The 23,315-nt window shown below is 42.1% G+C and carries 21 protein-coding genes; 11 read left to right on the forward strand and 10 right to left on the reverse strand.

Features of this window, described 5'->3' with window-relative positions:
* Positions 1-105: 105 nt before the first annotated feature.
* The 4 genes from uvrB to ACFGVS_RS16095 all read left to right on the forward strand — a co-directional run bounded on the left by uvrB (position 106) and on the right by ACFGVS_RS16095 (position 5,454).
* Complete coding sequence (gene uvrB, locus ACFGVS_RS16080) at positions 106-2,130, forward strand: excinuclease ABC subunit UvrB (RefSeq protein WP_439694713.1); 2,025 nt, start codon at positions 106-108, stop codon at positions 2,128-2,130.
* A 203-nt stretch (positions 2,131-2,333) separates the two neighbouring features.
* Positions 2,334-2,582, forward strand: a complete 249-nt coding sequence (locus tag ACFGVS_RS16085) for a DUF4834 family protein (protein WP_274211493.1) — start codon at positions 2,334-2,336, stop codon at positions 2,580-2,582.
* 6 nt (positions 2,583-2,588) lie between these two features.
* Positions 2,589-2,876, forward strand: a complete 288-nt coding sequence (locus tag ACFGVS_RS16090) for a hypothetical protein (protein WP_090642147.1) — start codon at positions 2,589-2,591, stop codon at positions 2,874-2,876.
* Between the two features lie 91 nt (positions 2,877-2,967).
* Positions 2,968-5,454: a YfhO family protein gene (locus tag ACFGVS_RS16095; protein ID WP_439694714.1), complete on the forward strand. Its 2,487-nt coding sequence runs from the start codon at positions 2,968-2,970 to the stop codon at positions 5,452-5,454.
* Between the two features lie 62 nt (positions 5,455-5,516).
* Here the strand turns inward: ACFGVS_RS16095 and ACFGVS_RS16100 are convergent, their stop codons facing one another.
* Together ACFGVS_RS16100 and ACFGVS_RS16105 are read right to left on the reverse strand one after the other, a co-directional pair.
* Positions 5,517-6,278 carry a glycosyltransferase family 2 protein gene (locus tag ACFGVS_RS16100; protein ID WP_439694715.1) on the reverse strand — a complete coding sequence of 254 codons (762 nt, stop codon included), beginning with the start codon at positions 6,276-6,278 and terminating at the stop codon, positions 5,517-5,519.
* Positions 6,275-7,534 (reverse strand): glycosyltransferase family 4 protein, encoded by a 1,260-nt coding sequence (locus ACFGVS_RS16105; RefSeq protein WP_439694716.1) that lies wholly within the window; start codon positions 7,532-7,534, stop codon positions 6,275-6,277. The genes ACFGVS_RS16100 and ACFGVS_RS16105 overlap by 4 nt, the downstream gene beginning before the upstream one ends.
* Before the next feature lie 188 nt (positions 7,535-7,722).
* Between ACFGVS_RS16105 and ACFGVS_RS16110 the strand changes: the two genes are divergently transcribed.
* Together ACFGVS_RS16110 and ACFGVS_RS16115 are read left to right on the forward strand one after the other, a co-directional pair.
* Positions 7,723-8,229, forward strand: a complete 507-nt coding sequence (locus tag ACFGVS_RS16110; protein ID WP_274211488.1) for a serine acetyltransferase — start codon at positions 7,723-7,725, stop codon at positions 8,227-8,229.
* Positions 8,230-8,245: 16 nt separating this feature from the next.
* Positions 8,246-9,001 carry a class I SAM-dependent methyltransferase gene (locus ACFGVS_RS16115; protein ID WP_439694717.1) on the forward strand — a complete coding sequence of 252 codons (756 nt, stop codon included), beginning with the start codon at positions 8,246-8,248 and terminating at the stop codon, positions 8,999-9,001.
* Between the two features lie 21 nt (positions 9,002-9,022).
* On the opposite strand, the gene ACFGVS_RS16120 is transcribed toward ACFGVS_RS16115, so the two are convergent.
* The 8 genes from ACFGVS_RS16120 to ACFGVS_RS16155 form a co-directional block, all read right to left on the reverse strand.
* A complete protein-coding gene (locus tag ACFGVS_RS16120) occupies positions 9,023-9,940 on the reverse strand; it encodes a glycosyltransferase (protein WP_274211486.1) in 918 nt (305 codons plus the stop codon).
* 15 nt (positions 9,941-9,955) lie between these two features.
* Positions 9,956-10,729 (reverse strand): methyltransferase domain-containing protein, encoded by a 774-nt coding sequence (locus tag ACFGVS_RS16125; protein ID WP_439694718.1) that lies wholly within the window; start codon positions 10,727-10,729, stop codon positions 9,956-9,958.
* 56 nt (positions 10,730-10,785) lie between these two features.
* On the reverse strand, positions 10,786-12,282 hold the full coding sequence (locus tag ACFGVS_RS16130; protein ID WP_439694719.1) for an oligosaccharide flippase family protein: 1,497 nt from the start codon (positions 12,280-12,282) through the stop codon (positions 10,786-10,788).
* Positions 12,283-12,356: 74 nt separating this feature from the next.
* On the reverse strand, positions 12,357-13,364 hold the full coding sequence (locus tag ACFGVS_RS16135; protein ID WP_439694720.1) for a glycosyltransferase: 1,008 nt from the start codon (positions 13,362-13,364) through the stop codon (positions 12,357-12,359).
* A 397-nt stretch (positions 13,365-13,761) separates the two neighbouring features.
* Positions 13,762-14,565: a methyltransferase domain-containing protein gene (locus ACFGVS_RS16140; RefSeq protein WP_439694721.1), complete on the reverse strand. Its 804-nt coding sequence runs from the start codon at positions 14,563-14,565 to the stop codon at positions 13,762-13,764.
* A 402-nt stretch (positions 14,566-14,967) separates the two neighbouring features.
* On the reverse strand, positions 14,968-15,822 hold the full coding sequence (locus ACFGVS_RS16145; RefSeq protein WP_090642125.1) for a glycosyltransferase: 855 nt from the start codon (positions 15,820-15,822) through the stop codon (positions 14,968-14,970).
* A gap of 165 nt (positions 15,823-15,987) precedes the next feature.
* Positions 15,988-17,799, reverse strand: a complete 1,812-nt coding sequence (gene typA, locus ACFGVS_RS16150; protein WP_090642122.1) for a translational GTPase TypA — start codon at positions 17,797-17,799, stop codon at positions 15,988-15,990.
* Between the two features lie 164 nt (positions 17,800-17,963).
* A complete protein-coding gene (locus tag ACFGVS_RS16155) occupies positions 17,964-18,779 on the reverse strand; it encodes an alpha/beta hydrolase (RefSeq protein ID WP_439694722.1) in 816 nt (271 codons plus the stop codon).
* A gap of 135 nt (positions 18,780-18,914) precedes the next feature.
* On the opposite strand from ACFGVS_RS16155, the gene ACFGVS_RS16160 reads away from it, so the two are divergent.
* The 5 genes from ACFGVS_RS16160 to ACFGVS_RS16180 all read left to right on the forward strand — a co-directional run bounded on the left by ACFGVS_RS16160 (position 18,915) and on the right by ACFGVS_RS16180 (position 23,205).
* On the forward strand, positions 18,915-19,622 hold the full coding sequence (locus ACFGVS_RS16160) for an alpha/beta fold hydrolase (protein ID WP_439694723.1): 708 nt from the start codon (positions 18,915-18,917) through the stop codon (positions 19,620-19,622).
* Between the two features lie 42 nt (positions 19,623-19,664).
* Positions 19,665-20,750, forward strand: a complete 1,086-nt coding sequence (locus ACFGVS_RS16165) for an ATP-grasp domain-containing protein (protein ID WP_439694724.1) — start codon at positions 19,665-19,667, stop codon at positions 20,748-20,750.
* Between the two features lie 85 nt (positions 20,751-20,835).
* Positions 20,836-21,264, forward strand: a complete 429-nt coding sequence (locus ACFGVS_RS16170) for a hypothetical protein (protein ID WP_439694725.1) — start codon at positions 20,836-20,838, stop codon at positions 21,262-21,264.
* Between the two features lie 5 nt (positions 21,265-21,269).
* Complete coding sequence (locus tag ACFGVS_RS16175; protein WP_439694726.1) at positions 21,270-22,367, forward strand: carboxylate-amine ligase; 1,098 nt, start codon at positions 21,270-21,272, stop codon at positions 22,365-22,367.
* A gap of 7 nt (positions 22,368-22,374) precedes the next feature.
* Complete coding sequence (locus tag ACFGVS_RS16180; protein WP_439694727.1) at positions 22,375-23,205, forward strand: type 1 glutamine amidotransferase; 831 nt, start codon at positions 22,375-22,377, stop codon at positions 23,203-23,205.
* The last annotated feature ends 110 nt before the right edge of the window (positions 23,206-23,315 follow it).

Raw genomic sequence — 23,315 nt, forward strand, 5'->3', positions numbered from 1 at the left:
ATAAAAGATCGGCATCAACTGTTGTTGACATACTGTTGTCATTATTGCCTGGTTAATTTGATCTGTAAACCCTATTGCGGGATTATTTGTATTTTTACATTACACATGGATTTTAATTTAACTTCCCAATACTTCCCAACCGGCGATCAGCCCGAGGCCATCAGGCAACTGGTTGAGGGCGTAAACAACGGCGATCCGTTCCAGACTCTTTTGGGCGTTACGGGCTCGGGCAAAACGTTTACGGTGGCCAATGTTATCCAGCAAACCCAAAAGCCCACGCTGATACTGAGCCATAACAAAACACTTGCGGCCCAGCTTTATGGCGAGTTTAAGCAGTTTTTCCCGGAGAACGCGGTTAACTACTTTGTATCCTATTACGACTATTACCAGCCCGAGGCTTTTATACCCACCACTAACACCTACATTGAGAAAGACTTACAGATAAACGAAGAGATTGAAAAGCTACGGTTGCGTACCACTTCAGCCCTGATGTCGGGGCGCAGGGATGTGATCGTGGTGTCCTCTATATCATGCATTTATGGTATGGGTAACCCGGAGGATTTTGCGCAATCAGTATTTAAATTCGCGGTGGGTACGCGCATCAGCAGGAATGCATTTTTACACCGGCTGGTTGAAATACTGTACGCCCGCACCACAGCCGATTTTAAGCGCGGCACCTTCCGGGTTAAGGGCGATACGGTGGATATTTTTCCGGCCTATATGGACCACGCCTACCGCATTTCCTTTTTTGGCGATGATATTGAGGAACTGACGACCTTTGATGTAAGCACCGGCAAAACCATCGAGAAAATGACGCACATGGTGGTTTATCCCGCCAACCTGTATGTAGCCCCGCGCGAACGCTTTGTGCAATCAATCTGGGCGATACAGGAAGAACTGGAAACCCGCAAAAAGCAATTCATAAACGATGGCCGTTTCCTGGAAGCCAAACGCCTGGAAGAAAGGGTTAACTACGACCTGGAGATGATTCGCGAGCTGGGCTATTGCTCTGGTATCGAGAATTATTCGCGCTTTTTCGACGGCCGTTTGCCAGGGGCAAGGCCCTTCTGTTTATTGGATTATTTCCCGGATGATTACCTGATGGTTATAGATGAAAGCCACGTTACGGTACCCCAGATCAGGGCGATGTATGGTGGCGATAGATCGCGCAAGATGTCGTTGGTCGATTATGGCTTTAGGCTGCCGGCTGCGCTGGATAACCGGCCGCTCAACTTCCAGGAGTTTGAAAAACTGGCGCCGCAAACGATTTATGTAAGCGCAACTCCCGGCGATTTTGAGTTGGAAAAATCGGAAGGCGTAGTGGTTCAGCAAGTGATACGCCCCACGGGGTTATTAGATCCGGTTATAGAAATACGGCCGGTAATAAACCAGGTGGACGATTTGTTAGATGAGGTTGACCGCACCATAAAAATGGGCGACCGTATCCTGGTAACTACTCTCACCAAACGTATGGCTGAAGAATTGGCTAAATACATGGACAGGCTGGGTATTAAATGTCGATATATTCACTCCGAAGTAAAAACCCTGCAAAGGGTAGAAATCCTGAGGGGATTACGCCTTGGCGAATTTGATGTACTGATAGGGATTAACTTATTACGTGAGGGACTGGATTTACCGGAAGTATCGCTGGTTGCCATCCTGGATGCTGATAAGGAGGGCTTTTTAAGGTCAGAACGTTCGTTGATTCAAACCATTGGCCGCGCCGCCCGTAATGATCGCGGCCGGGTTATCATGTATGCCGATAAGATTACTGATTCGATGCAGATAACGATGGATGAGACCAACCGCCGTCGTGAAATCCAAATTGCATACAATACCGCACATGGCATTACACCAACCACAGTAGGCAAATCCCGCGAAGAAATTATGGAACAAACATCCGTTGTCGACTTTAAAGGGGGTGTTCAAAAAGCCTATGTAGAAGCAGATATGGCAACGTTGGCAGCCGACCCTATTGTTCAGTATATGACCAAGCCCGATCTGAAAAAATCAATAGATAATACCAAAAAAGAAATGCTGGCCGCCGCCAAAAATATGGACTTCCTGTTGGCAGCCAAACTACGCGATGAAATGTTTGCATTGGAGAAAATGATGGAGGAGAAGTTTTAATTGGATGTGCAAATTTCAAATATGCAGATATGCAGATGAGTGATTTTAAACACCAACGACAATGTATTGATTGTAAAATGATTGCAAGATTTTTCCATCTTTATACATAAAAAACATCTGCACATCTGAAATTTGCACATCTGCACATCTAAAAAACAATTTATCCGTTATATACTTATATTTGTAAGCTTAAAATTAATCAGATGTTACTTATTCGTTTCCTGATCATATCAATTTGTGTTTTATACATTATCCGCAGTTTAATGCGGTACCTGATACCTGCTTTATTTCAAAGCGTTATCAATAAAGCACAGCAACAGGCGCAGCAGCAGCAAAACTATCAGCAAAGAAAGCCGGAAGGCACTGTAAAGGTTGACTATATTCCCGAAGGCAAAAAAGGTAAGTTACCGGATACCGAAGGTGAGTTTGTTGATTATGAAGAAGTAAAATAACCCCGTATGTTGCCAGACGAAGTATACAAACGACGCCCAAACCACAATAATACACCGGAATCAATTACCCTGATCATTGCAAACTTTATTGTTTTTGCCGTAGCTACCCAGTTGTTTGTATCTGCTGCCAAAATCCATACTTTTTTTTGGGTGGTGGTTGGCGCACTGGCGGTTTATAACTTTTTTAATATCCGTAAGTATCGGGAAGATTACAACAAAGCACAGGTAATAGCGTATGTTTTAAGTTTGATTATCATGGTTATTTTCTTTTTTGTAATGCGCGGCCGTTCCTGAAACTGTTAAGCAATTCCTTTACAACTAATAATTCCTATTCCCGTTCAAATTTCTATTTTTGAGGAATTAATATCCATTTCAAAAAATATAAATGAATAACTGGTTCAAGCGCAATAGTATTCACCTCATTATTGCGGCAATTTTTATAGCAATTTCCTTTGCTTATTTCATCACTCCGTTAACACAGGGCAAGGTTTTATTTCAAAGCGACGTATCTCAGGCGCAGTCCATGCAAAAAGAGATTAACGATGTTAGGGCGGCAACCGGTAAAGCGCCGTTATGGACCAATCAGATGTTTGGCGGGATGCCTGCCTATCAAATCTGGGCCGCATTCCCATTAAACCTCACAACACATGTGATTAGCGTTTTGAAAACCGTGTTCCCCAACCCGGTTGATACGGTATTGCTTTATTTGCTGGGAGCCTACCTGCTATTCAGCGTATTGCGGCTTTCGCCCTGGTTGGCGGCAGCAGGGGCAATAGCTTTTGCATTTTCGTCATATAACTTCATCTATATCACCGCGGGCCATAGTAACCAGGCTTATGCTATAGCATTTTTTGCCCCTTTGCTGGCAGGCATTATTTTAACCCTACGTGGCCGCTACCTTTTGGGCGCTTCGCTTACAGCATTTTTCCTTGCTATGGAAATCCGCAGTAACCACGTGCAAATGACTTATTACCTGTTGTTATCTATAGCTATATTATTGGGTATCGAACTTTATCACGCTATAAAAGACAAGCAAACCAAGCCATTTTTAAAATCGATAGGCTTTTTGGTGGCCGGTATTGTGTTGGCCATCGCGGTAAATGCAAGTATATTGTGGACCACTTATGAATATAGCCAATATACCATCAGGGGCAAAGCAAATTTAACTGCCAAAGGCACAGCGGGCCCTAACCATGGTTTGGATAAAGATTATGCTTATACCTGGAGCCAGAGCGTTGGCGAGTGCCTTACCTTTTTGGTACCAAACGCCTATGGCGGTGGCAGCAGCACAGTTGTTGATGACGACTCCAAAGCAGTAAAAATATTAACCGATAAAGGTGTTGATGCAGGCCAGGCACAGGGTTTTGTTGCACAATCAATGTACTATGGTAATAAGCCGAGTACATTTGGCCCGTGGTATTTTGGGGCTGCCATATGCTTCCTGTTCATTTTAGGGCTGCTGATTGTTAAAAACCGTATTAAATGGTGGGTTTTAGGAGCAGTATTACTGAGCATGTTATTGTCTTTTGGCAAAAACCTGCCTTTCCTGTCCGATTTCTTTTTCAACTACGTACCCATGTACAACAAGTTCAGGGCGGTTGAGTCGACACTGGTGATAGCGGCATTTTGTTTCCCTATCCTGGCTTTACTTGCAGTGAACGAAGTTATCACCAATACCGATAAAGCATTTATTTTAAAGCGTGCTAAAATCGCCTTTTACATTACCGGCGGTTTATTATTACTGATGATAGCCATTCCGCAGGCGCTATTGAGCTTTAGGGCAGATGAACACCAGGCGTTTGTGGCTAACCTTACACAAATTTTTAAAGGTGATACAGGGATGGCAAACTCGGTTGCCAACGCCGTAGTGGATGACCGGGTGAGTTTGGAGCGTGCGGATGCCATTCGTTCGTTAGTTTTCGTGTTGTTAACAGCCGGTTTGTTATGGTTAATTATCAAACAAAAAATTCAAGCGAATATTGCTGCCCTGCTATTGGCTGTTATTGTTATAATTGATATGTGGAGCGTTGATAAACGCTACCTTAAAGATGCCAATTTTGTAGCCAAATCCGACCTGGAGCAACAATATACACCGCGTGAGGTTGATCAATTTATCATGAAAGATACCGATCCTAACTTCCGCGTATTTGACATGACATCCGGCGATCCTTTTCATGATTCGCATTCATCATATTTCTACAAAACAGTAGGCGGTTTCCACTCGGCCAGGCTAAGACGGTTTGATGAATTGATTGAAAACCAATTTACCAAAAGTGTAAACCACGATGTGCTTGATATGCTGAATACCAAGTATATTATTACCGCAGATCCTAAAACCGGAAATGCGGGTATGCAGGCCAATTCCACGGCTTGCGGAAATGCCTGGTTTGTGAAGAGCGTAAAATTCGCCGATAACGCCGACCAGGAAATGCAAGCCATCAGCAGCTTTTCGCCAAAAGACGAAGCCATTGTTGATAAACAATACAAAAGTATGATTGATGGAAAATCAGTAGGAACTGATGCTTCATCAACCATAAAACTAACAAGTTATACGCCGGAACACCTCACGTATGAAAGTGGCTCAACTGCGGCACAGGTAGCCGTGTTCTCCGAGATCTATTATGATAAAGGATGGAAAATGTTTATAGACGGCAAAGAAGAGCCTTATTTCCGGGCCGATTACCTGTTACGTGCTGCTGTGATTCCGATAGGCAATCACAAAATTGAATTTGTTTTCCACCCTACGTCTTATTATGCAGGCGAGAATATATCATTAGCAGGATCTATCCTGCTGGTATTGGCTCTTGGTGGAGCAGCGTATAGCGAAACAAAAAAGAAAACGATTGCCAAGCCGGCTACAAAAAAGGCTTAATAAAATTTTGAATCTTGTATGAAAAAGCGATGGGCAGACAGTTCATCGCTTTTTTGTTAATGTCAATCGTTTGTCCGCTTATTTTTCAGCCAATACCACGCCAAATTGAAAGCTATAACGAAATGGTTTAAAATCGTAGGAATTAATCCATAATATCGCTTCATAATAGCAAAACGCTCCTGCAAACTTTGCCGATGCTTTTTTTTAGACATCCCCCCTACCAGGTATTTGGCAACATACCTGTTTACGTTTATTATCTTTTTTGCTTTTTTTGCGGCGCGGATGATCCATTCAATGTCTGCACTTAACTGATATTGCATATCGTAAGGCTCGGCTAATGCCCGCCTTACGTAAATAGCCTGGTGACTAATACTCATGCCGTATTTGAACCCGCGCCACGTAAACTTTTCCGGGGCCTTATGTCGGCGCTGGCCTAAGCTCTCGCCGTTGCCTGCTATCATTTCGGTTTCGCCGTAATAAATATCGGCATTATCAGCTGCGGCAAAAACAGTGGCTACAGTGTCTGCATCAAAAAACTCGTCGCCAGAATTCATGAAGATAACGTAGTCACCAGAAGCCAACGCCAACCCTTTGTTCATGGCATCATAAATACCTTTGTCTTTTTCGCTTATTAGTTTTGCAAGTTTGGGTTTGTATTGCTCAATGACCTGTAAAGTGCCGTCGGTTGATTGGCCGTCAACAACAATATACTCAATTGCAGGGTAGCTTTGCCCCAGCACCGACAGCATGGTGCGCTCAATATCCTGCACGTTGTTATAAACCACGGTAATCACTGTTAATCCCGGCTGAGTGTTTTGGATCATGCTTGTAATATGGAGTTGTAAAGCTGAATGTATTGTTCAGCAACCCGTTTATTGGTGTAGTTATCCAGCACTTTTTGCCGGGCATTTTGCGCCAGTAGAACATGATCAGTAGTCATGATAGCAGCTATGCCATTTGCAATACCTTGTGCCGAACCTAAAGGCGCCAGGTAGCCGTTTTGCATGTGATCTACCATTTCAGGAATGCCGCCGGTGTTAAACGCCACCACGGGCGTACCGCAGGCCATGGCTTCCATTACCATATTGGGCAAATTATCCTCAAGCGATGTGGTAACAAATACATCTGCCATACTATATACTTCAGCCAGTCGGGCCTCGTCTGTAATAATATTAAGCTGATGAACCGCAAACGGGAGCGTTGTCACATCAAAATGCCTGTTCTTACCGAATATCACTATCTCAACGTTTTCCGGGCTGTCTTCCTTTAATAAATGCAGGGCCTCCACCAGGTAGGTAATACCCTTGCGTCTGTCATTAATATTTGCCGCGCCAAACAAAATCACTTTTGCACCGGCGCTAACGCCATGTTTTGCGCGGGCAAAAATTTTATCCTGCGGAGAAAACACTTCGACGTTAATGGGATTAGGAATGGCACGCATAATAAACCGCCCGGTGAGCGAGCTTTGTTTAGCCACGCTGGTTAACCATTGGCTGCAACCAACAAAAGTGAGGTTCTTTGCCCCTGTATACATAGTTTTTTTACGCTTCCAACCTTTGTGAGACAGATCATTAGGATCAGGATCACGCAAAAACGGGCAATTACCGCATTCCTGTTCAAAGCGAGTACACGCGCCGGAGTAATGACAGCCACCGGTAAACGTCCACATGTCATGCATGGTCCACACAATGGGTTTACCTGTATTAATGAGTTCGGTTAAATCAGTGAATGAAAGAAAGCCGGAGTTTGTCCAGTGAAGATGCAGTACATCCGCCTCTTTTATCAACAGGTGATCAACTATGCTGGTTCCTGCATTTGCTGTCGAAAACGCAAAACGCACCGTTTTATCTTCTTCATCAAAAAGTATAAAGGGTATCCGCTCGGCCAAAAAGAGGTAGTTTGCCTTTAGTTTGCTCGCGGTATCTTTTACAATCCCCGTTACAGCGCTATTGCCGGTCTTTTTATACTGTACCAGCATTTGCGCATCAACACCGTTTTGTCTGAGTGCGTTGAGCAGGCGCGCGCTTGCTGCAGGCGCACCGCCTCCGGCATCTGACGTGTTGATGAGCGTTACTTTCATTTAGTACAAGTATAGTAAAAAACCTGAAACACCCAGGAAAAGGCCGGAAGACTAAACTATTATTCAGAAAAAATTTTACTTTTGGGGAGAAGCGCGTTTTCATCCTGAGCTTGTCGAAGGATATGCGGGCGGGCCTTTGCGCTCTACCCTTCGACGAGCTCGGGGTGACATCCATTTTAATTGAATTAATGAACGCAATAGCCTACTTATTTCAGGATCGCAAAGCCAACCGTAATAATTTTAAGGGGCAACTGGTGCTGTTTTTATTCAGGCTGGCATCATTAATAAACCGCAGTATGATAGCCAAAATACTGCTTTATCCCTACCTGCTTTGGTACCGCTACATGGTTGATTGGGTTTGGGGCATTGAATTGCCGCGCAAGCTACAGGCCGGCAAGGGCCTCATTGTTTATCACGGGCATGCGCTGGTAGTAAATCAAGGAGTAATTTTGGGCGATAACTGCGTGCTGCGCAACTCGGTTACGATAGGCCACAAAAAACTGGCCGACGGCGGTTTTACCCGCTGCCCGCGCATAGGCAATAATGTTGACATTGGCGCTAACGCCATAATTGTCGGCGATATTGAAATTGGCGATAACGTGATCATAGGTTCGGGGTCCGTAGTAGTTAAAAGTGTACCCACCAATTGTACCGTCGTGGGTAACCCGGCAAGAATTTTAGAGAAAAATATTTAGGAGGCTGACCTGATAAATGGAGAATAAGTTAACCGACCGCGCGTTTTGGAAATCATTTTGGGAGTCAAGGATAGGCCTCATCTTCAGTATAAAACCCGATTATGTTTTTGGTAATATCCTGGCAAAGATCATCAAACAAAAAAACACAAAAACAGCTATTGAGCTGGGCGGTTTCCCGGGCTATTACGCTATTTACCTTAAAAAATATCAACAGTTAAATACCACCCTGCTCGATTACTTTATACACCGGGACCTGGTAAACCAATTGCTCGCTGCCAACGGAATGAACCGGGATGATATCAATATTATTGAGGCCGACCTGTTTAATTACATTCCCGCCGAGCAATATGACATGGTGCTATCATTCGGTTTGATAGAACATTTTGCCGATACCAAGGGCATTATTGCCACCCATCTTCCGTTTTTGAAACCCGCCGGCACGCTTTTTATTACGCTGCCCAATTTTACCGGTGTTAACGGATGGGTGCAGCGCAATTTTGACCGCGAAAACTACGACAAGCATTACATTGCCAGCATGAACCCAACCCTGCTGGCCGAATATTGCCGCCAGTTGGGTTTAAAAAATGTAGAGGCTTATTACCATGGCGGGTTCTCCATCTGGCTGGAAAATAAGGCGCATCAATCCGCAATTACAAAGGGTTTTGTTAAGGCGCTTTGGCTGGCTGGAAAGATGATCAGTAAGGTTGTACCGGTGGAAAGTAAGCTGATGTCGCCTTATATCGTGGTAAAAGCTGAAGCCGGAAATCAGTGATTAGTTAATTAGAGATCAGGGTTATTTTTTTGCTACGTACTTTACCCGCCATTGTTTTATCAAACGTATACAACGCTGCAATAAAGTCCCTTTGCGGTTTTTCAGAAAATGCCAGATGGCCTGATGGGCTTTCAGATCAGCTACTACCTCAAACGGGAAATTTTTAATCGGATTTTGCGCTATGCTCACGCCGTACATATGCTCAATGTTGGAGTGTACACCAGTGCCGTCATGCCCAATGTTATGAACCAAAGAATGCGAGGGGTGCAGTGCAACACCGCCTTTTAAAAACATAGATGCATACCAGCGTATGGCCCATGAGTTGTTTTTACGCGCCTTAAATTCAAGCATCTGTTTCCAGAAATTCCCTGCGCCGTTTATAGAGAATTGCTGGATCTTTTTTTTGTCGAAACCTGCTATCAACTTGTCAATATCAGGTTCAAAGTTTTTCCATGCCCTGTCCCAGGTGGCCCAGCCCCAACTGGTGGCTATAGGGTGAAAAAATGTTTCGGGCAAGGTTATATCGGCCAGCGGGAACATGTACGCACCTATGTGCATCGCTTTTTCTTCATGCTGGTAACGGCTAAGCGCTTCGTTAAAATATTCTAAGGTGTAAGGCGACGATAACAGGTCGTCTTCAAAAACTATCACCTTACCAAACTCATTTACCAGCTGGGTAACCCCGCTGATGATGGATTCGGCCAGGCCCAAATTATGATCGCGCAAAATAACTTTTACGGTTTTAAATCCTGTGGTTTCATTAGCCACTTGTCTTACTTCCTCAACTTTAGCACGGTCGGCTTCAGTTTTTGGCGCATCGCAAAAAATGTATAGCCGCGATTCATCTGCCAACACATTTTTTTTAAGATAGGTAATGGTACGGCGTGTATGATCGGGCCGGTTATATACAAACAGGGCTATTGGGGCAAGTTTTTGCATCGATCACGTTAAAAGTCAGAACAATTCGGGTTGATGGTCGGCTTTCTTACACAAAACGGTATAAGCGTTGGCAAATTGCTCGCGTACCTTTTTTCCCATCAATTTACTTAGAGCTTGCTTAACCGAATATTCGGCTGCTATGCTTATATTTTTCAGCAAGCTTTTGGTTTTCTTTTGATTAACGTAGGTATTAAACCTGGTAACCTCGGGCTCAATCATCGATGTCAGGTCATTCTCTATCTCAAAACCTTCGGTACTTAACAGGTAACGCAGAGAACTTGGCGTATATACATTGATATGCCCGTAAGCCAAAAAGTGCTTTATCCGTGCATCAACTCCTGCTTTATAATCGCGTGGAACCTCAATAACACAACGTTTTGCCACACGTTTTATCTCGCGCAGCAGCATGCGTTCATGCTCTACATGCTCCAACACATGCGACAGGATGATCAAATCAAAACTATCTGTTGCAAAAGGCAATTTGTAGCCATCAAATACCTGCACAGATTTGAGGTTTTTTATTTCGCGCGATTGAATATAGCTAACCCCGCTTTCCGAAATCTCGACAGCATGGTATTCGGCGGCAAAATTATTGTCAGACAAAATTTTCAAGATACTGCCATCGCCGGCGCCTACCTCCAATACTTTGGCAAAAGCAAGGCCTTTGCACACATCCACAATATGCCGCGCTTTGTATTTGGCACCCAGCATACGCCATGCCTCATCGTGCTTTTGATAAAATTTATCGTAGGCGGTTTTGTAATCGCCGCTTATAATTGACTCCTGCATTGTTTACGAAGGTAAAATTATAGCTTAAGTTTTTAAACAAAAAGGTAAACTTATAGCTAATTGCGTTTATTAATTGTAGCCACTCTTTTTAGTACCGAATCTACTTTTTCATTCACATCATCAGAAACATGAAGATAATATGTCATCAATATATAAATCAGGGTTGTTACTCCACTGCGTACCGCTATATCCAGGTATAAATTGGGCATACGCCAAAAGTACTTCCCCACAAAAAAACTTACAAGCGCAATAACTACAGCCACCAGGTGTTTATAATGGAATGGCTGCATTTTAAACCGCACCTTAATATAAAACCAGTTGCCCAAATTAAAAGCAGTCATCGTTATCAGGTATGCCAAAGCGGCGCCGGCACCTCCGAATTTGGGTATAAGCAGGTAGTTTAAAATTACGCATACTACTCCTGAAGTAATAACAAAGCCCATCGCCAGGCGGTATTTATGAGATGCCGCAATAATAGCGGTATTTAAGCCCCCGGTAATATCAACCAAAAATCCTAAACCTATTATGATAAACACGTTAAAGTGATCGCTATATTCTTTTTTGTGAAGAATACCTGTCAAATTATCTCTGTTAATAATAATACCAATAAACAACAGCAAGCCAACAACCAATTGTATAATAGAAGTTTTATAATAAAGGCCGGCAATAGTGGGCATATCTTTTGATTTCCAGGAGTCGGTTACTATTTGATAGGTTGTACGGCTTAACGCTTGCGCCGGAACCCCTATAACTACGGCTATATTAAAGAAAAAACTATAAACCCCCTGTTCAGACAGCCCGGACATTGAACTTAGCATAATTATATCTACTTTCTGCAGCAGTACATATATCGTAGTCGATATTAAAGTGTACAAACCATAAGTTATAAGTTCTTTACTGTTTATTTTCGAGATACTTTGTCTTTTTAGTTTGATTGATATTTTTTTGGACGCAGCTATGCTGATTAACAGCATAACAGATACTAAAAAGTTAATAAAAACGTATAAAATTATAAATCCCTGAAAATCGATCCACTTTACTGCAAGCATTAAAATACCTACTGTAGTAAAAAGCCGCAAAAGAACATCTTTTAAAAGGCCCGAAAAAACAGTTTGGTAAATAACCCTTCCTGTCATTTCAAGAAAATTAAAGCAAATGGTAAAAAAAGTAAGCGGTATCAGGTAATAATAATATTTTAAAAACAATGGCGATTTTTGGATATAACTGGCAACAATAACTGGCTTAAATACTATAAAAAGCAACGTTGCCGCTATAAAGCCAATTAACGAAACCATTGCCGCCCAATGCATAAAACCTTTATGCTCGCGGTCTTCTGTACGGTGATAGGCAAAATACCTGGCAATAATATTAGGGATACCCAACGATGCGATAATTGAATATAAAATGGCTATACCGCCAATTAAGTTAAATAAGCCATATTCCTTAGTGCTTAAATAAATAGGGTACAATAAAACCAAGTTTATATAACCTATAACCATACCGGTATAAGTTATAAGTGTATTTTTATAAGCGTTTTTTTTAACAATGCCCATGCACGGTATTTATAAAGCTGAATTGTTTAACAAATATTTACTAAAAAGAGTCCTGTTGTTTAAAAGCTGGCCTGCTAAAACTTTTCGTTACCTGCTTTACCTAATTTCCCCCCGAGCCCATCCTTTATCGCTACCAATAATTTTGAGTACGCTTCCCTTTTCGAACTTATCAAACTTATCACTTTCAGATAGCTTAAATACAACCCTTTGTTCAGTTTAAAAACCAGCATATTGCTGATAAAGTTATTGGAGTAAAAAAACATGCGGTTTCTGACATGATAATATGTTCGGAAATTCCATTGATCAAGTAAATGAGAGTGAAAGGGCCTTCGCTTATAATCTAATCCTTGCGATTTGTCAATATCAACTATCTTGCATAGAGGTATTAGCCAGATAATGCCCTTATTTTTGGTAATACGATAAGTGTACTCAGAATCGTCGACATATAAAAACAGCCTTTCATCAGGAAACCCAATATCATTAATTATTGTTCTGTGAAGCAATAATCCCCCATAAGGAACGTATGGCATCTGAACCCGGCTTTTATACGGCCCATCTTTCTGAAATTTATAGTTCAACTTACGATATTGGTTAGCTAATATCCTGAAAACATTAAATCCCATAAAATCGTTAAAAGTCAGGTAGCGAAGAGAATTTTCTCCTTTGGCTATTTTTACGTGTTGTATTCTGTCTTCGCGAAGGCAAAACAGAGCCTTCTTGTTGTCGGCACCTTCAATACTTTGCCATTCTGTCAGCAGCTTGGTAAGCACATCGGCACCGGGCAGGTTATCGTCGTCAAGCAGGAAAAAAAAATCGGCTTGGGTGTTTTCTACGGCATGTTCAATCGCCGTTTTATACCCCCCTGCTGATCCTGTATTCTCGGTATTACTTATAACAATTATTCTACTGTCTTCCAGTTTTTTTACTTCATCTGTCACACTATATGCCGAAGCATTGTCAATAACAATCACCTGCGTTATTTGATCATAGGCAAGTACGCGTTTTAGTACTTTTTCCAGAAACCGCCACCTATCGCCATAAGTAACAGTTAAGATACATACACTATTTTCTAAGCCTGACATCGGTCGTCAAAATTATCATTTTATCACTAATAACTAACATGTTTTAATTTATCAAACAATTGCAGTGTCCACTGTATAGTAGCATTTTTCAAGGTGGACGCTACTGTACAAATCCCTAACAATCTGGTATCCGATTTGCGTTAATTGCAAAAGTTGATTTATAAATATTTTAGGATGGCTTATTCATGAGCGGGCAAAACACCGGCAAATGATATTGTAAAGAACCGTTATTTACCTATACGAGGCTATATTTCGATGTTTATCGCAGTACAGCGATAAAAGGCTTTACAACTGACACCTGAAGAAACTGATTTGAAATAGCCCTTCCGCCACAAGCTTAAAAAAAAATCTGTCTGTTATAAAAGTACCGGCGCTGGCTTATGGCATTAAAATCAGGCTATTGCTTAATGCCGACAATGGTTAAATGATGTGGGAAAGATGAATCGGTAATAAGTACGGTAACGTTGAGGTAATTAAATATCTGGGTTAAAAGATCGAGGTTATACACATGTTGGTGCATACAGCGATTATTAATATTATCTAAACAACGTTGTTTAAATTGGTCCATATCGGTCACTCCCCCATCGCGTTCAAAATCATGTAAGGTTAGTACCTCATCAAGATGTGTTAAATCATTTTCATCAGTATTTTTATTATAATCGTCAATCAGGTGCTGCAGTTTAGTGATAGGCCGTTTATGATCAAAGGTATATTTTGGATTCGGCAAGATGAGTGTAAGCGCCCCGCCGGTTTTTAATACTCTGAGCCATTCTTTTAGCGCCTTTATTGGGTTGGCAATATGTTCCAGGCTGTGGCTGGATAAGATAAAATCATACGATGAGGAAGCTATAGGATTCAGGTCGATACCATCTAAAATATATTGATGCCCAACCAAATTTGCACCTGTACTATAAGTTGGCCCCTCTTTTATCGTGTTTTCCCACACGGTGTTGTTGCTGAAGTTGACCCCATCAACCTGTTTGGCCAAAGGATAAACAGGTATATAACCTTTAGCTCCGAATATCGGACTTGGCCCACCAATTTCGAGTCCTCTTTTTTCGCGGTATAAATAGGATATTTTATTCAACGAACCCAATTTGGTACGAAATTTCGAGTACAAATATTGCGCTAAACGCATTGGGGTTTTAGATAGCGTTGTAATGTACTTTATTTCCCAGTTTAGCTTTTCTTTAAAGGTCATTAGATAAATATAGAGGGTATCGCAGTAAATTAAGCCGCAAATATAGGCATAATCAATATTCATACAACACTAAGGGTGCCAGGCGAAGAAACAAAAGGAACTTTCTTCGTTTTCAAATATCACACCCATACAACCTAATTACAAAAACCGGATCAACAAGGATGGATCGGGATATAATCTGGCTCTAATGAATGCGGTGTGTGGGCGGCCCAGGGTATTGATTTTGCTGTGTTCCATACTGAAAGCTTCCCGGGTTAGGAGAATAAGCCGGTATTTAATAAAAGTCCATGCCTATTTTCAGCATTAGTATGCTCAATACATGTTTTTGGCTTTCTTTTAGACGCCAATAAAAAAACAGCATTAATTAACAAGTTGGGTAACTGGGAGAAGAATAAAATGCTGCTATTGAAGCTTACCTGTCTTTTTAGTGATAAAATGCAGCCATCCTTTTAGCATAAACCTGAGTTTTATCATCTTATGCTTTTCATATAATAAAACATGCCTCAGATCTCTAAACATGCTTAAAAATACATTATAACAAAAGTTGGGATAATGCCGCCAGTACTTGAATATAAACATTAGTTTATTTCTTGTAATATAATACCGCCTTATCTCGTTGTAATTAAGCGCGGTTATTTGGTAGCCCGCAGGCGATTGGTGTTTGGTTGCGTTGCCCAGGCCGTGCGAAAGGTGTACAGTATTAAGCCTTAGCACCTTAAAGTTATGCATATTTAGGCGCAGGCAGTAGTCCCAATCAACCGCATCAATAAAATATCGTTCGTCAAAACCGTTAATCTGCCGGTAAGCAAACAGACTAATTAGGTTTCCCGATGTCATGGTTGTTAGCACCACATCATCATGAGTTGCCGGCTTAACAGAAACATTGGTTTGATGAAATGGCGATACAATACCAGTAAACTCGTCATCCTGCTGTATTGCAAATTCAATTAGCCGTAAAATATCACCCGGCTCAAATTTGCTGTCCTGATCCATCGTGAGCAACCAATCGGCTCCGTTAGCGATGGCCAGCTTTGCACCCTGGTTTAAGGCATTAGCGATGCCCTTGTTGGTTTGGTTTTTTATATATACGCATTTAGAAATGGCGCTTAGCCCGTTAATAATACTTAAATCGGTCTCGCCAGAATTATCAATAATGTACAAATGCTCCAAACCATCAATATATGATTTGATATTACCAACAACCGAAATATCAGGCTGATATAGAACTACCACACCTTCAATTTTATTTTTCTGCATCAGCTTATCAAATTAAAAACGGCAGGCATTCGGGCATTATCGAGCATGTAGCCATGTTTACAAAAATATACAAAAGCAAATAACTTAGGTATCGCATTAATTATTGTTAAAAAAAAGAGGCAAACCTAAGCTTGCCTCTCTCAATATTATAATTCATCCACCAAATTATTGGCTTGTGAATTTCTTAGCGTTAATTTTACGCTCGTTTTCGTTCAGGTAGATTTTACGTAAACGGATGCTTTGCGGCGTAACCTCGATGTACTCATCAGCCTGGATGTATTCCATTGATTCTTCTAACGAGAATTTGATGGCCGGCGCAATCCGCACGTTGGTATCGCTACCAGATGCACGCATGTTGGTTAATTGCTTGCCTTTGGTTAAGTTAATAACCAAATCGTTATCGCGGATGTGCTCACCTAATACCTGTCCTTCGTAAATATCAACTCCCGGATCAACATGGAACCTGCCACGGTCCTGTAATTTATCAATTGCGAAAGCAGTGGTTTTGCCTGTATCCATAGATACCAAAACACCATTTAAACGGCCTGGGATAGTACCTTTCCATGGCTCGTATGCTTTAAAGCGGTGTGCCATAATAGCCTCGCCACCTGTAGCGGTTAATACGTTGTTACGTAAACCAATGATACCACGTGCCGGGATATCAAACTCCAGGTGTTGTAAATCACCTTTAGGTTCCATCACCAACAGGTCGCCTTTACGTTGTGTTACCAGCTCAATTACTTTACCTGCAACATCGCCAGGTACATCAACAATAAGCGTTTCAACCGGCTCGCATTTAACACCGTCAATTTCTTTAACGATAACCTGCGGCTGGCCTACCTGCAATTCGTAACCTTCGCGACGCATGGTCTCGATGAGTACTGATAAGTGAAGGATACCACGACCGTACACCAGGTATGAATCAGGCGATTCGGTTTCAACAACTTTAAGCGCCAGGTTTTTTTCCATCTCTTTGTACAAACGGTCACGTAAGTGGCGCGATGTAACAAATTTACCCTCTTTACCAAAAAAAGGTGAAGTATTGATGGTGAACAACATGTTCATGGTAGGCTCATCAATTTTGATAACTGCCAGTTGCTCTGGTTTTTCAAAATCGGCAATGGTATCGCCAATATCAAAACCTTCAATACCAACTACAGCACAGATATCGCCCGAGCTAACTTCTGTAGCGCGTACTTTACCTAAACCTTCAAAGGTATAAAGCTCTTTAATGCGTGATTTTTGAATGGTGCCATCGCGTTTTACTAAAGATACCGGCTGGTTTTCTTTGATGGTACCACGTGCCACACGACCGATAGCAATACGACCTACGAATGACGAATAATCCAAAGAGGTGATCTGCATTTGTAAAGTACCTTCGGCAATAGGTGCAGGAGGAATGTTCTCTAAGATAGCATCCATCAACGGGAAAATATTATCTGTAGGTGTTTTCCAGTCGGTGCTCATCCAGCCTTGTTTTGATGAACCGTAGATAACCGGAAAATCCAGCTGATCTTCAGTTGCTTCAAGGTTGAAGAACAATTCGAATATTTGTTCGTAAACTTCTTCCGGGCGGCAGTTTTCTTTATCTACTTTGTTTACAACTACAATTGGTTTTAAGCCTAAAGCCAAAGCCTTTTGGGTTACAAAGCGTGTTTGAGGCATAGCACCTTCAAAGGCATCGCAAAGTAGCAATACACCGTCAGCCATTTTCAATACACGCTCAACCTCGCCACCAAAATCGGCGTGACCAGGAGTATCTATGATGTTTATCTTAACGTCTTTATACCTTACCGAAACGTTTTTTGATACGATGGTGATACCTCGCTCACGTTCCAGGTCATTGTTGTCCAATATTAATTCACCAGTTTCCTGACCATCACGAAAGATGGCGCAACTGTGTAAAATTTTGTCAACCAATGTAGTTTTACCGTGGTCAACGTGTGCGATAATCGCAATGTTTCTTATTTTTTGCATGAAATATGCCCCTATAAATTTGGCGCAAAGGTACGTTTAATATATGAGAATTTAAAACGCAGTCAAGTTATAGTGACAGATTTAACAATTTCATTACCAAAGGGTGGTAATGATCTGGATTTAATATCGCTTTATTTCTTATTTCGACCACTATTACACCTATCCTATCTCCCAAACGCCCAACACAAAAACTTACCCATTACCCTACCCCAGGTTTCAGTGTTATGGCTGCCGCCAACTACTTCAACATATTGAATATCCGCAGGACGCGAATAGCCTTTTGCCTCCAGTTCCTTAATCAGGTCAATGGTGTCGTCAATCGCATCTATAATCCCGTTTTTATTGCGGTCGCTGGTTTCGTCTTTGGTGCCTGTTTGCAGCCAGAACTTTAAACCGGGCTTACCTTCGGTTTCTCTGATTAAAGTATGCGCAATCCGGTCGTTGTCAGTATATCCCTTAGCTAAATCCTTACTTCTCCACCAAAACGAGCCTGAAAACACCCCTACCTTATCAAACACATCCGCGTTGTTCCAACAAATGTCAAATGCCGATAATCCCCCTAAAGAAAAACCGGCAAAGGCTGTACTTTCAAATTCGTGAATATCTGTTCCGGCTTTTATCTGTGGCAGCAATTCAGTTATTATAAATTGAGTATAAATATCAGCTTTAGCGCCCCGCTTTTTAAAATCGGGCCGGCCGGCTACACCATATTCCTGCAGCCTATCTTCTCCGGCGTGTACGGCTGCCACCAACAATGGTTTTATGCGGTTGGCGTTATATAGTTGTTCCAGAGTTTGGTTAAGGGAAAGGTTTTCCAGCTCTTGTCCATCGTTCAGTAATAACAGGTTTAACTGCTCGGCAATTTCCTGTTCATCGGGTATTAATAGCGTGCATAATACCTCTCTTTTAAGCAAGGCAGAATTTATCGTTATCGTTTTTTCTATTATCGTCATCTCTGTTTCAACCCAGCCCCAATTCATCTTATGTTAATTTTAAAGGGCACAAAAGTACGCTATGTTTTCAAATTATTACGCTAACGTATTAATTTATCAGTTAGTTGCCTTTTTCAGTTAAAGCACTTAACTTACATCATTTAAAAACTTAAACTGCTCATTTTGATCGAAAAATATCATCGCTGGTACTCGCCAAATCTAAACCTGCATGTAGAAATGCTGGTATTTGGCGACCGTGGTTTTCCTGTCATCCTATTCCCTACTACCAAAGGGCGCTATCACCAAAACAAAGATTTTGGGCTGATTGATAGCGTAAAATGGTTTGTAGACGAAGGCTTGGTGAAGATTTATTGCCCCGATACATTAGACGACAGAACCTGGTATGATAAGGGCATCCACCCCGCAGACCGCGCCCGAAACTACAGCTGGTACGATAAAATGCTTTTACATGAGCTGGCGCCCTGGGCTATGCACGAAACCGGCATTGGTAAAGTAGCAGTTGCCGGATGCAGCTTTGGCGGTTACCATGCAGCAAACTTTGCTTTTAAACACCCCGAGAAAGTGGCGCACCTTTTTACTATGGGCGGCGCCTTTGATATCAAAATGTTTACCGACGGCTTTTATAACGACGATATTTTTTACAACAACCCGGTAGATTATTTGCCCGGCAGCAACGCGGGCGACTTATGGAACATCAACATCATCCTGGGTACATCTGAACACGACATTTGTAAAGATTATAACATACAGTTATCAAACATACTAAACAAAAAAGGCATTAAGCATTGGTTGGATATCCGCCCGAATGCCAGCCACGATTGGCCGATTTGGAAAGAGATGTTTCCGCATTATTTATCAACTATAAAATAATTATTGATTTAAAAGCTACAACTACCAAAAAACATATACATAATGAAAAAAATAGGCATCTTATTCGGACAGGAAAATTCGTTCCCACAAGCTTTTGTGGATAGGATAAACCAGAAGGCAGAGAAAAACATATCGGCGGAATTTGTACGCATTGATAAGGTGATGCAGGCCGAGCCATTGGATTATGCTGTTATTATCGATCGTATTTCGCAGGATGTTCCTTTTTATCGCGCAGCATTAAAAAATGCCGCTATTTGCGGTACTGCTGTTATCAATAATCCCTTTTGGTGGAGCGCCGATGAGAAGTTTTTTAATAATGCGCTGGCTGTAAAAATTGGGGTACCGGTGCCTAAAACGGTGATACTACCCTCAAAAGAGTTGCCCGATGATACTACCGACAAATCGTTCCGCAACCTGGCCTACCCACTTGATTGGGATGGCATTTTCCACTACGTTGGTTTCCCAGCCTATATGAAGCCCTTTGATGGCGGCGGCTGGAAAGAGGTTTATAAACTGGAGGATAAAGAAGACTTTTTTGATAAATACAACAAAACCAAACAATATGTAATGATGCTGCAGGAAGAGGTTGTTTTCGACGATTACTTTCGCTGCTACTGCATTGGCGGCAAGCACGTACGCATTATGCAATACGAGCCGCGCAACCCGCATCACCTGCGTTATGAGCACGGCAAAGCCCCGGCAGCCAAAAAACTTTTAGATACTGTTAAGGATTATGTAATAAAACTTAACCAGTTTTTAGGTTATGATTTTAATACCGTGGAGTTTGCCATTCGCGATGGTATCCCCTACGCTATTGACTTTTGCAACCCCGCCCCCGATGCCGAAGTTACCAGCGTAGGCCAGGACAACTTTGAATGGGTAGTTGAAACCGCCGCCGATTACGCCATTGAACGCGCAAAAAAACAAAAGAACGGCCTGGATAACCTTACCTGGGGCGAGTTTGTAAAAACATCGGCAGCAAAAACACCGCTGATTGGTGTAAAAGCAAAACCGGCTAAAGTGGATGTATCCGTGGGTGTAGTTGAACATGCTATTGTGGTAGAAGGGGAAGTAAAAAAGAAAGCGGCAGTTCCAAAAAAAACAACAGCTAAGAAAATACAGAAATAATCTAAGTTAGGATTGCTGTTAACCTACCGGTGATTAAGATATACACCGTGGGCGAAAGCTCGGGCAAAGGCAACAACTAAATTATATGCTTAAATTAAAGGGTGCTTATTCGAATTTAAATGTATGCCTACTAATTGTACTTTGTGTATTATTTAGTTGCAGGCAAAGTAGTAAAATCGAAAAAGTATTAATAACGAGTGAAAAAGATAGCATCTGGTTGTTAAAAGGTACCGGTAAAGATACAAGTATACATTTTGGTCATTTTCAACTTGAAAATGGCGGCCGGGCCCGGTTTTTCATGAGTGCTGTTGATAACAAACCGAGTGCTGAAATAACAGGAGTTGAGGGAGAGATTAAATATACCTGGACCCTTGATAAAAACGACAGCACGTTGCATTTAGGCGATGGAACTCCTTTTAAGATTAATAAACTAAATAAGGATACCATTTTTATGACCCAAAACGATCAGCAAAAATTTCTGTTGATAAGACGATATTACAAACCAACCCTTTAACCAATATGAACAAGTTTACCTTAGGTGTTGAAGAAGAATTTATGGTGATTGACCCTGTAACCAGGGAGCTAAAATCGCACGAGCAAAAAATTGTGGATAGCGCGCAAAAAATCCACGAAGACCAGGTGAAGGCCGAAATGCACCAGGCAGTTGTGGAGGTAGGCACGCATATTTGCCATAATACCACCGAAGCCCGCAAAGAGGTAAGCAAACTGCGCACAACTGTGGCCATGCTTGCCGGCGATATTGGCCTGCGCATAGGTGCAGCGGGAACGCACCCGTTTTCGCACTGGCAGCATCAGCTCATCACAGATCATCCGCGTTATTTCGAGATTGTAGATGAGATGCAGGAAGCTGCCCGTTCCAACCTTATTTTTGGTTTACACGTGCATGTGGGCATCCAATCGCGGGATATGGCTATCCACATTGCCAACCAGGTACGCTATTTTTTGCCACACGTATATGCCTTATCAACCAATTCGCCTTTTTGGGAAGGGCGTAACACGGGGTTTAAATCGTTCCGTACCAAGGTTTTTGATAAATTTCCGCGTACCGGTATTCCCGATTATTTCAGCAGCATCGAAGAATATGACAATTATATCAAGCTGCTGGTAAAAACCAACTGTATCGATAACGCTAAAAAAATCTGGTGGGATATCCGGGTTCACCCATTCTTCGAAACCATCGAATTCCGTATTTGCGATTGCCCTATGCTTGTTGATGAAACCATTGCTTTTGCAGCGCTTTTTCAGGCGTTGTGCGCTAAGCTATACAAGCTCCGCCAGCAAAACATGAAGTTTATAACCTACTCGCGGGCGCTTATTAATGAAAATAAATGGCGGGCCGCCCGTTACGGCATCGATGGCAAAATGATTGATTTTGGTAAAGAGATGGAGGTAAACACCCGGTCGTTAGTCTTGGAATTGCTTGATTTTGTCGACGACGTAGTCGACGACCTTGGCTCACGTGATGACCTGCAGTATGTACATAAAATACTGGAAACGGGTACCGGGGCCGACAGGCAGCTGGCCATTTACCAGCAAAATAATAACTTTGCGGATGTGGTTGATTACATCACATCGCAAACACTAAAGGGACTATAACGACAGAATGACAACGAAACCGGAAATAAAAGTAGCTATACTTGATTTGTATGATGGGATAGCGAATGAGGGGATGCGCGGTTTCCAGGATATTTTAAACAGATATAAGGCAAAACACGATTTAAATATCACTTATAAAATTTTTGATGTTCGCAGGGGATGCGAAGTGCCGGGCCTTGATTTTGACATTTACATATCAAGCGGAGGGCCGGGCAGCCCGTTACATGAGGGCACAGAATGGGAAAAAAAATATTTCAGGCTGACCGACAAGCTCGAAGATCACAATCTGTCCAACACTATCGATAAAAAACATTCTTTTTATGTTTGTCATTCTTTCCAGCTAATGTGCCGTAAGTACGAACTGGGAGATATCAACACCCGCCGTTCGCCATCGTTTGGCGTGTTGCCGGTAAATAAAACCGGGGCCGGTTTAACCGAATCACTATTTGAAGGCCTTGCCGAACCATTTTACGCAGTTGATTCAAGAAGCTGGCAGGTGATCAATCCGAACGAAAACCGGTTTAAAGAATTGAATATGCAGCTGGTGGCTATCGAAAAAGAGCGTCCGCATATTGATCTGCCGCGCGCCATGATGGCCATTCGTTTTGACGAGTACTCATTTGCTACCCAGTTTCATCCCGAAGCCGACGCCAATGGCATGAAAAACCTGCTTTTAAAAGAAGACAAAAAAGACGAGGTAATTAACGAACATGGCGACGTAAAATATAAGGAAATGCTGAGCCACCTTGCCGACCCGGATAAAATTAGTCACACCCAACAAACCCTGATTCCTAATTTTTTAGATCAGGCTGTAATGAGTTTGCAGGGGTTGGCGTAGGGTTGTTACTCAACCATCGTCATCGTGCCTCGTAGTAATGGCGTGATTATCTTCTTTAGAGAACTATCATGCTGAGGCACGAATCTGTTCGGGAACTTTATAAGTGAAAT

The sequence above is a fragment of the Mucilaginibacter sediminis genome, from assembly GCF_051903035.1.
Classification (GTDB): Bacteria; Bacteroidota; Bacteroidia; order Sphingobacteriales; family Sphingobacteriaceae; genus Mucilaginibacter.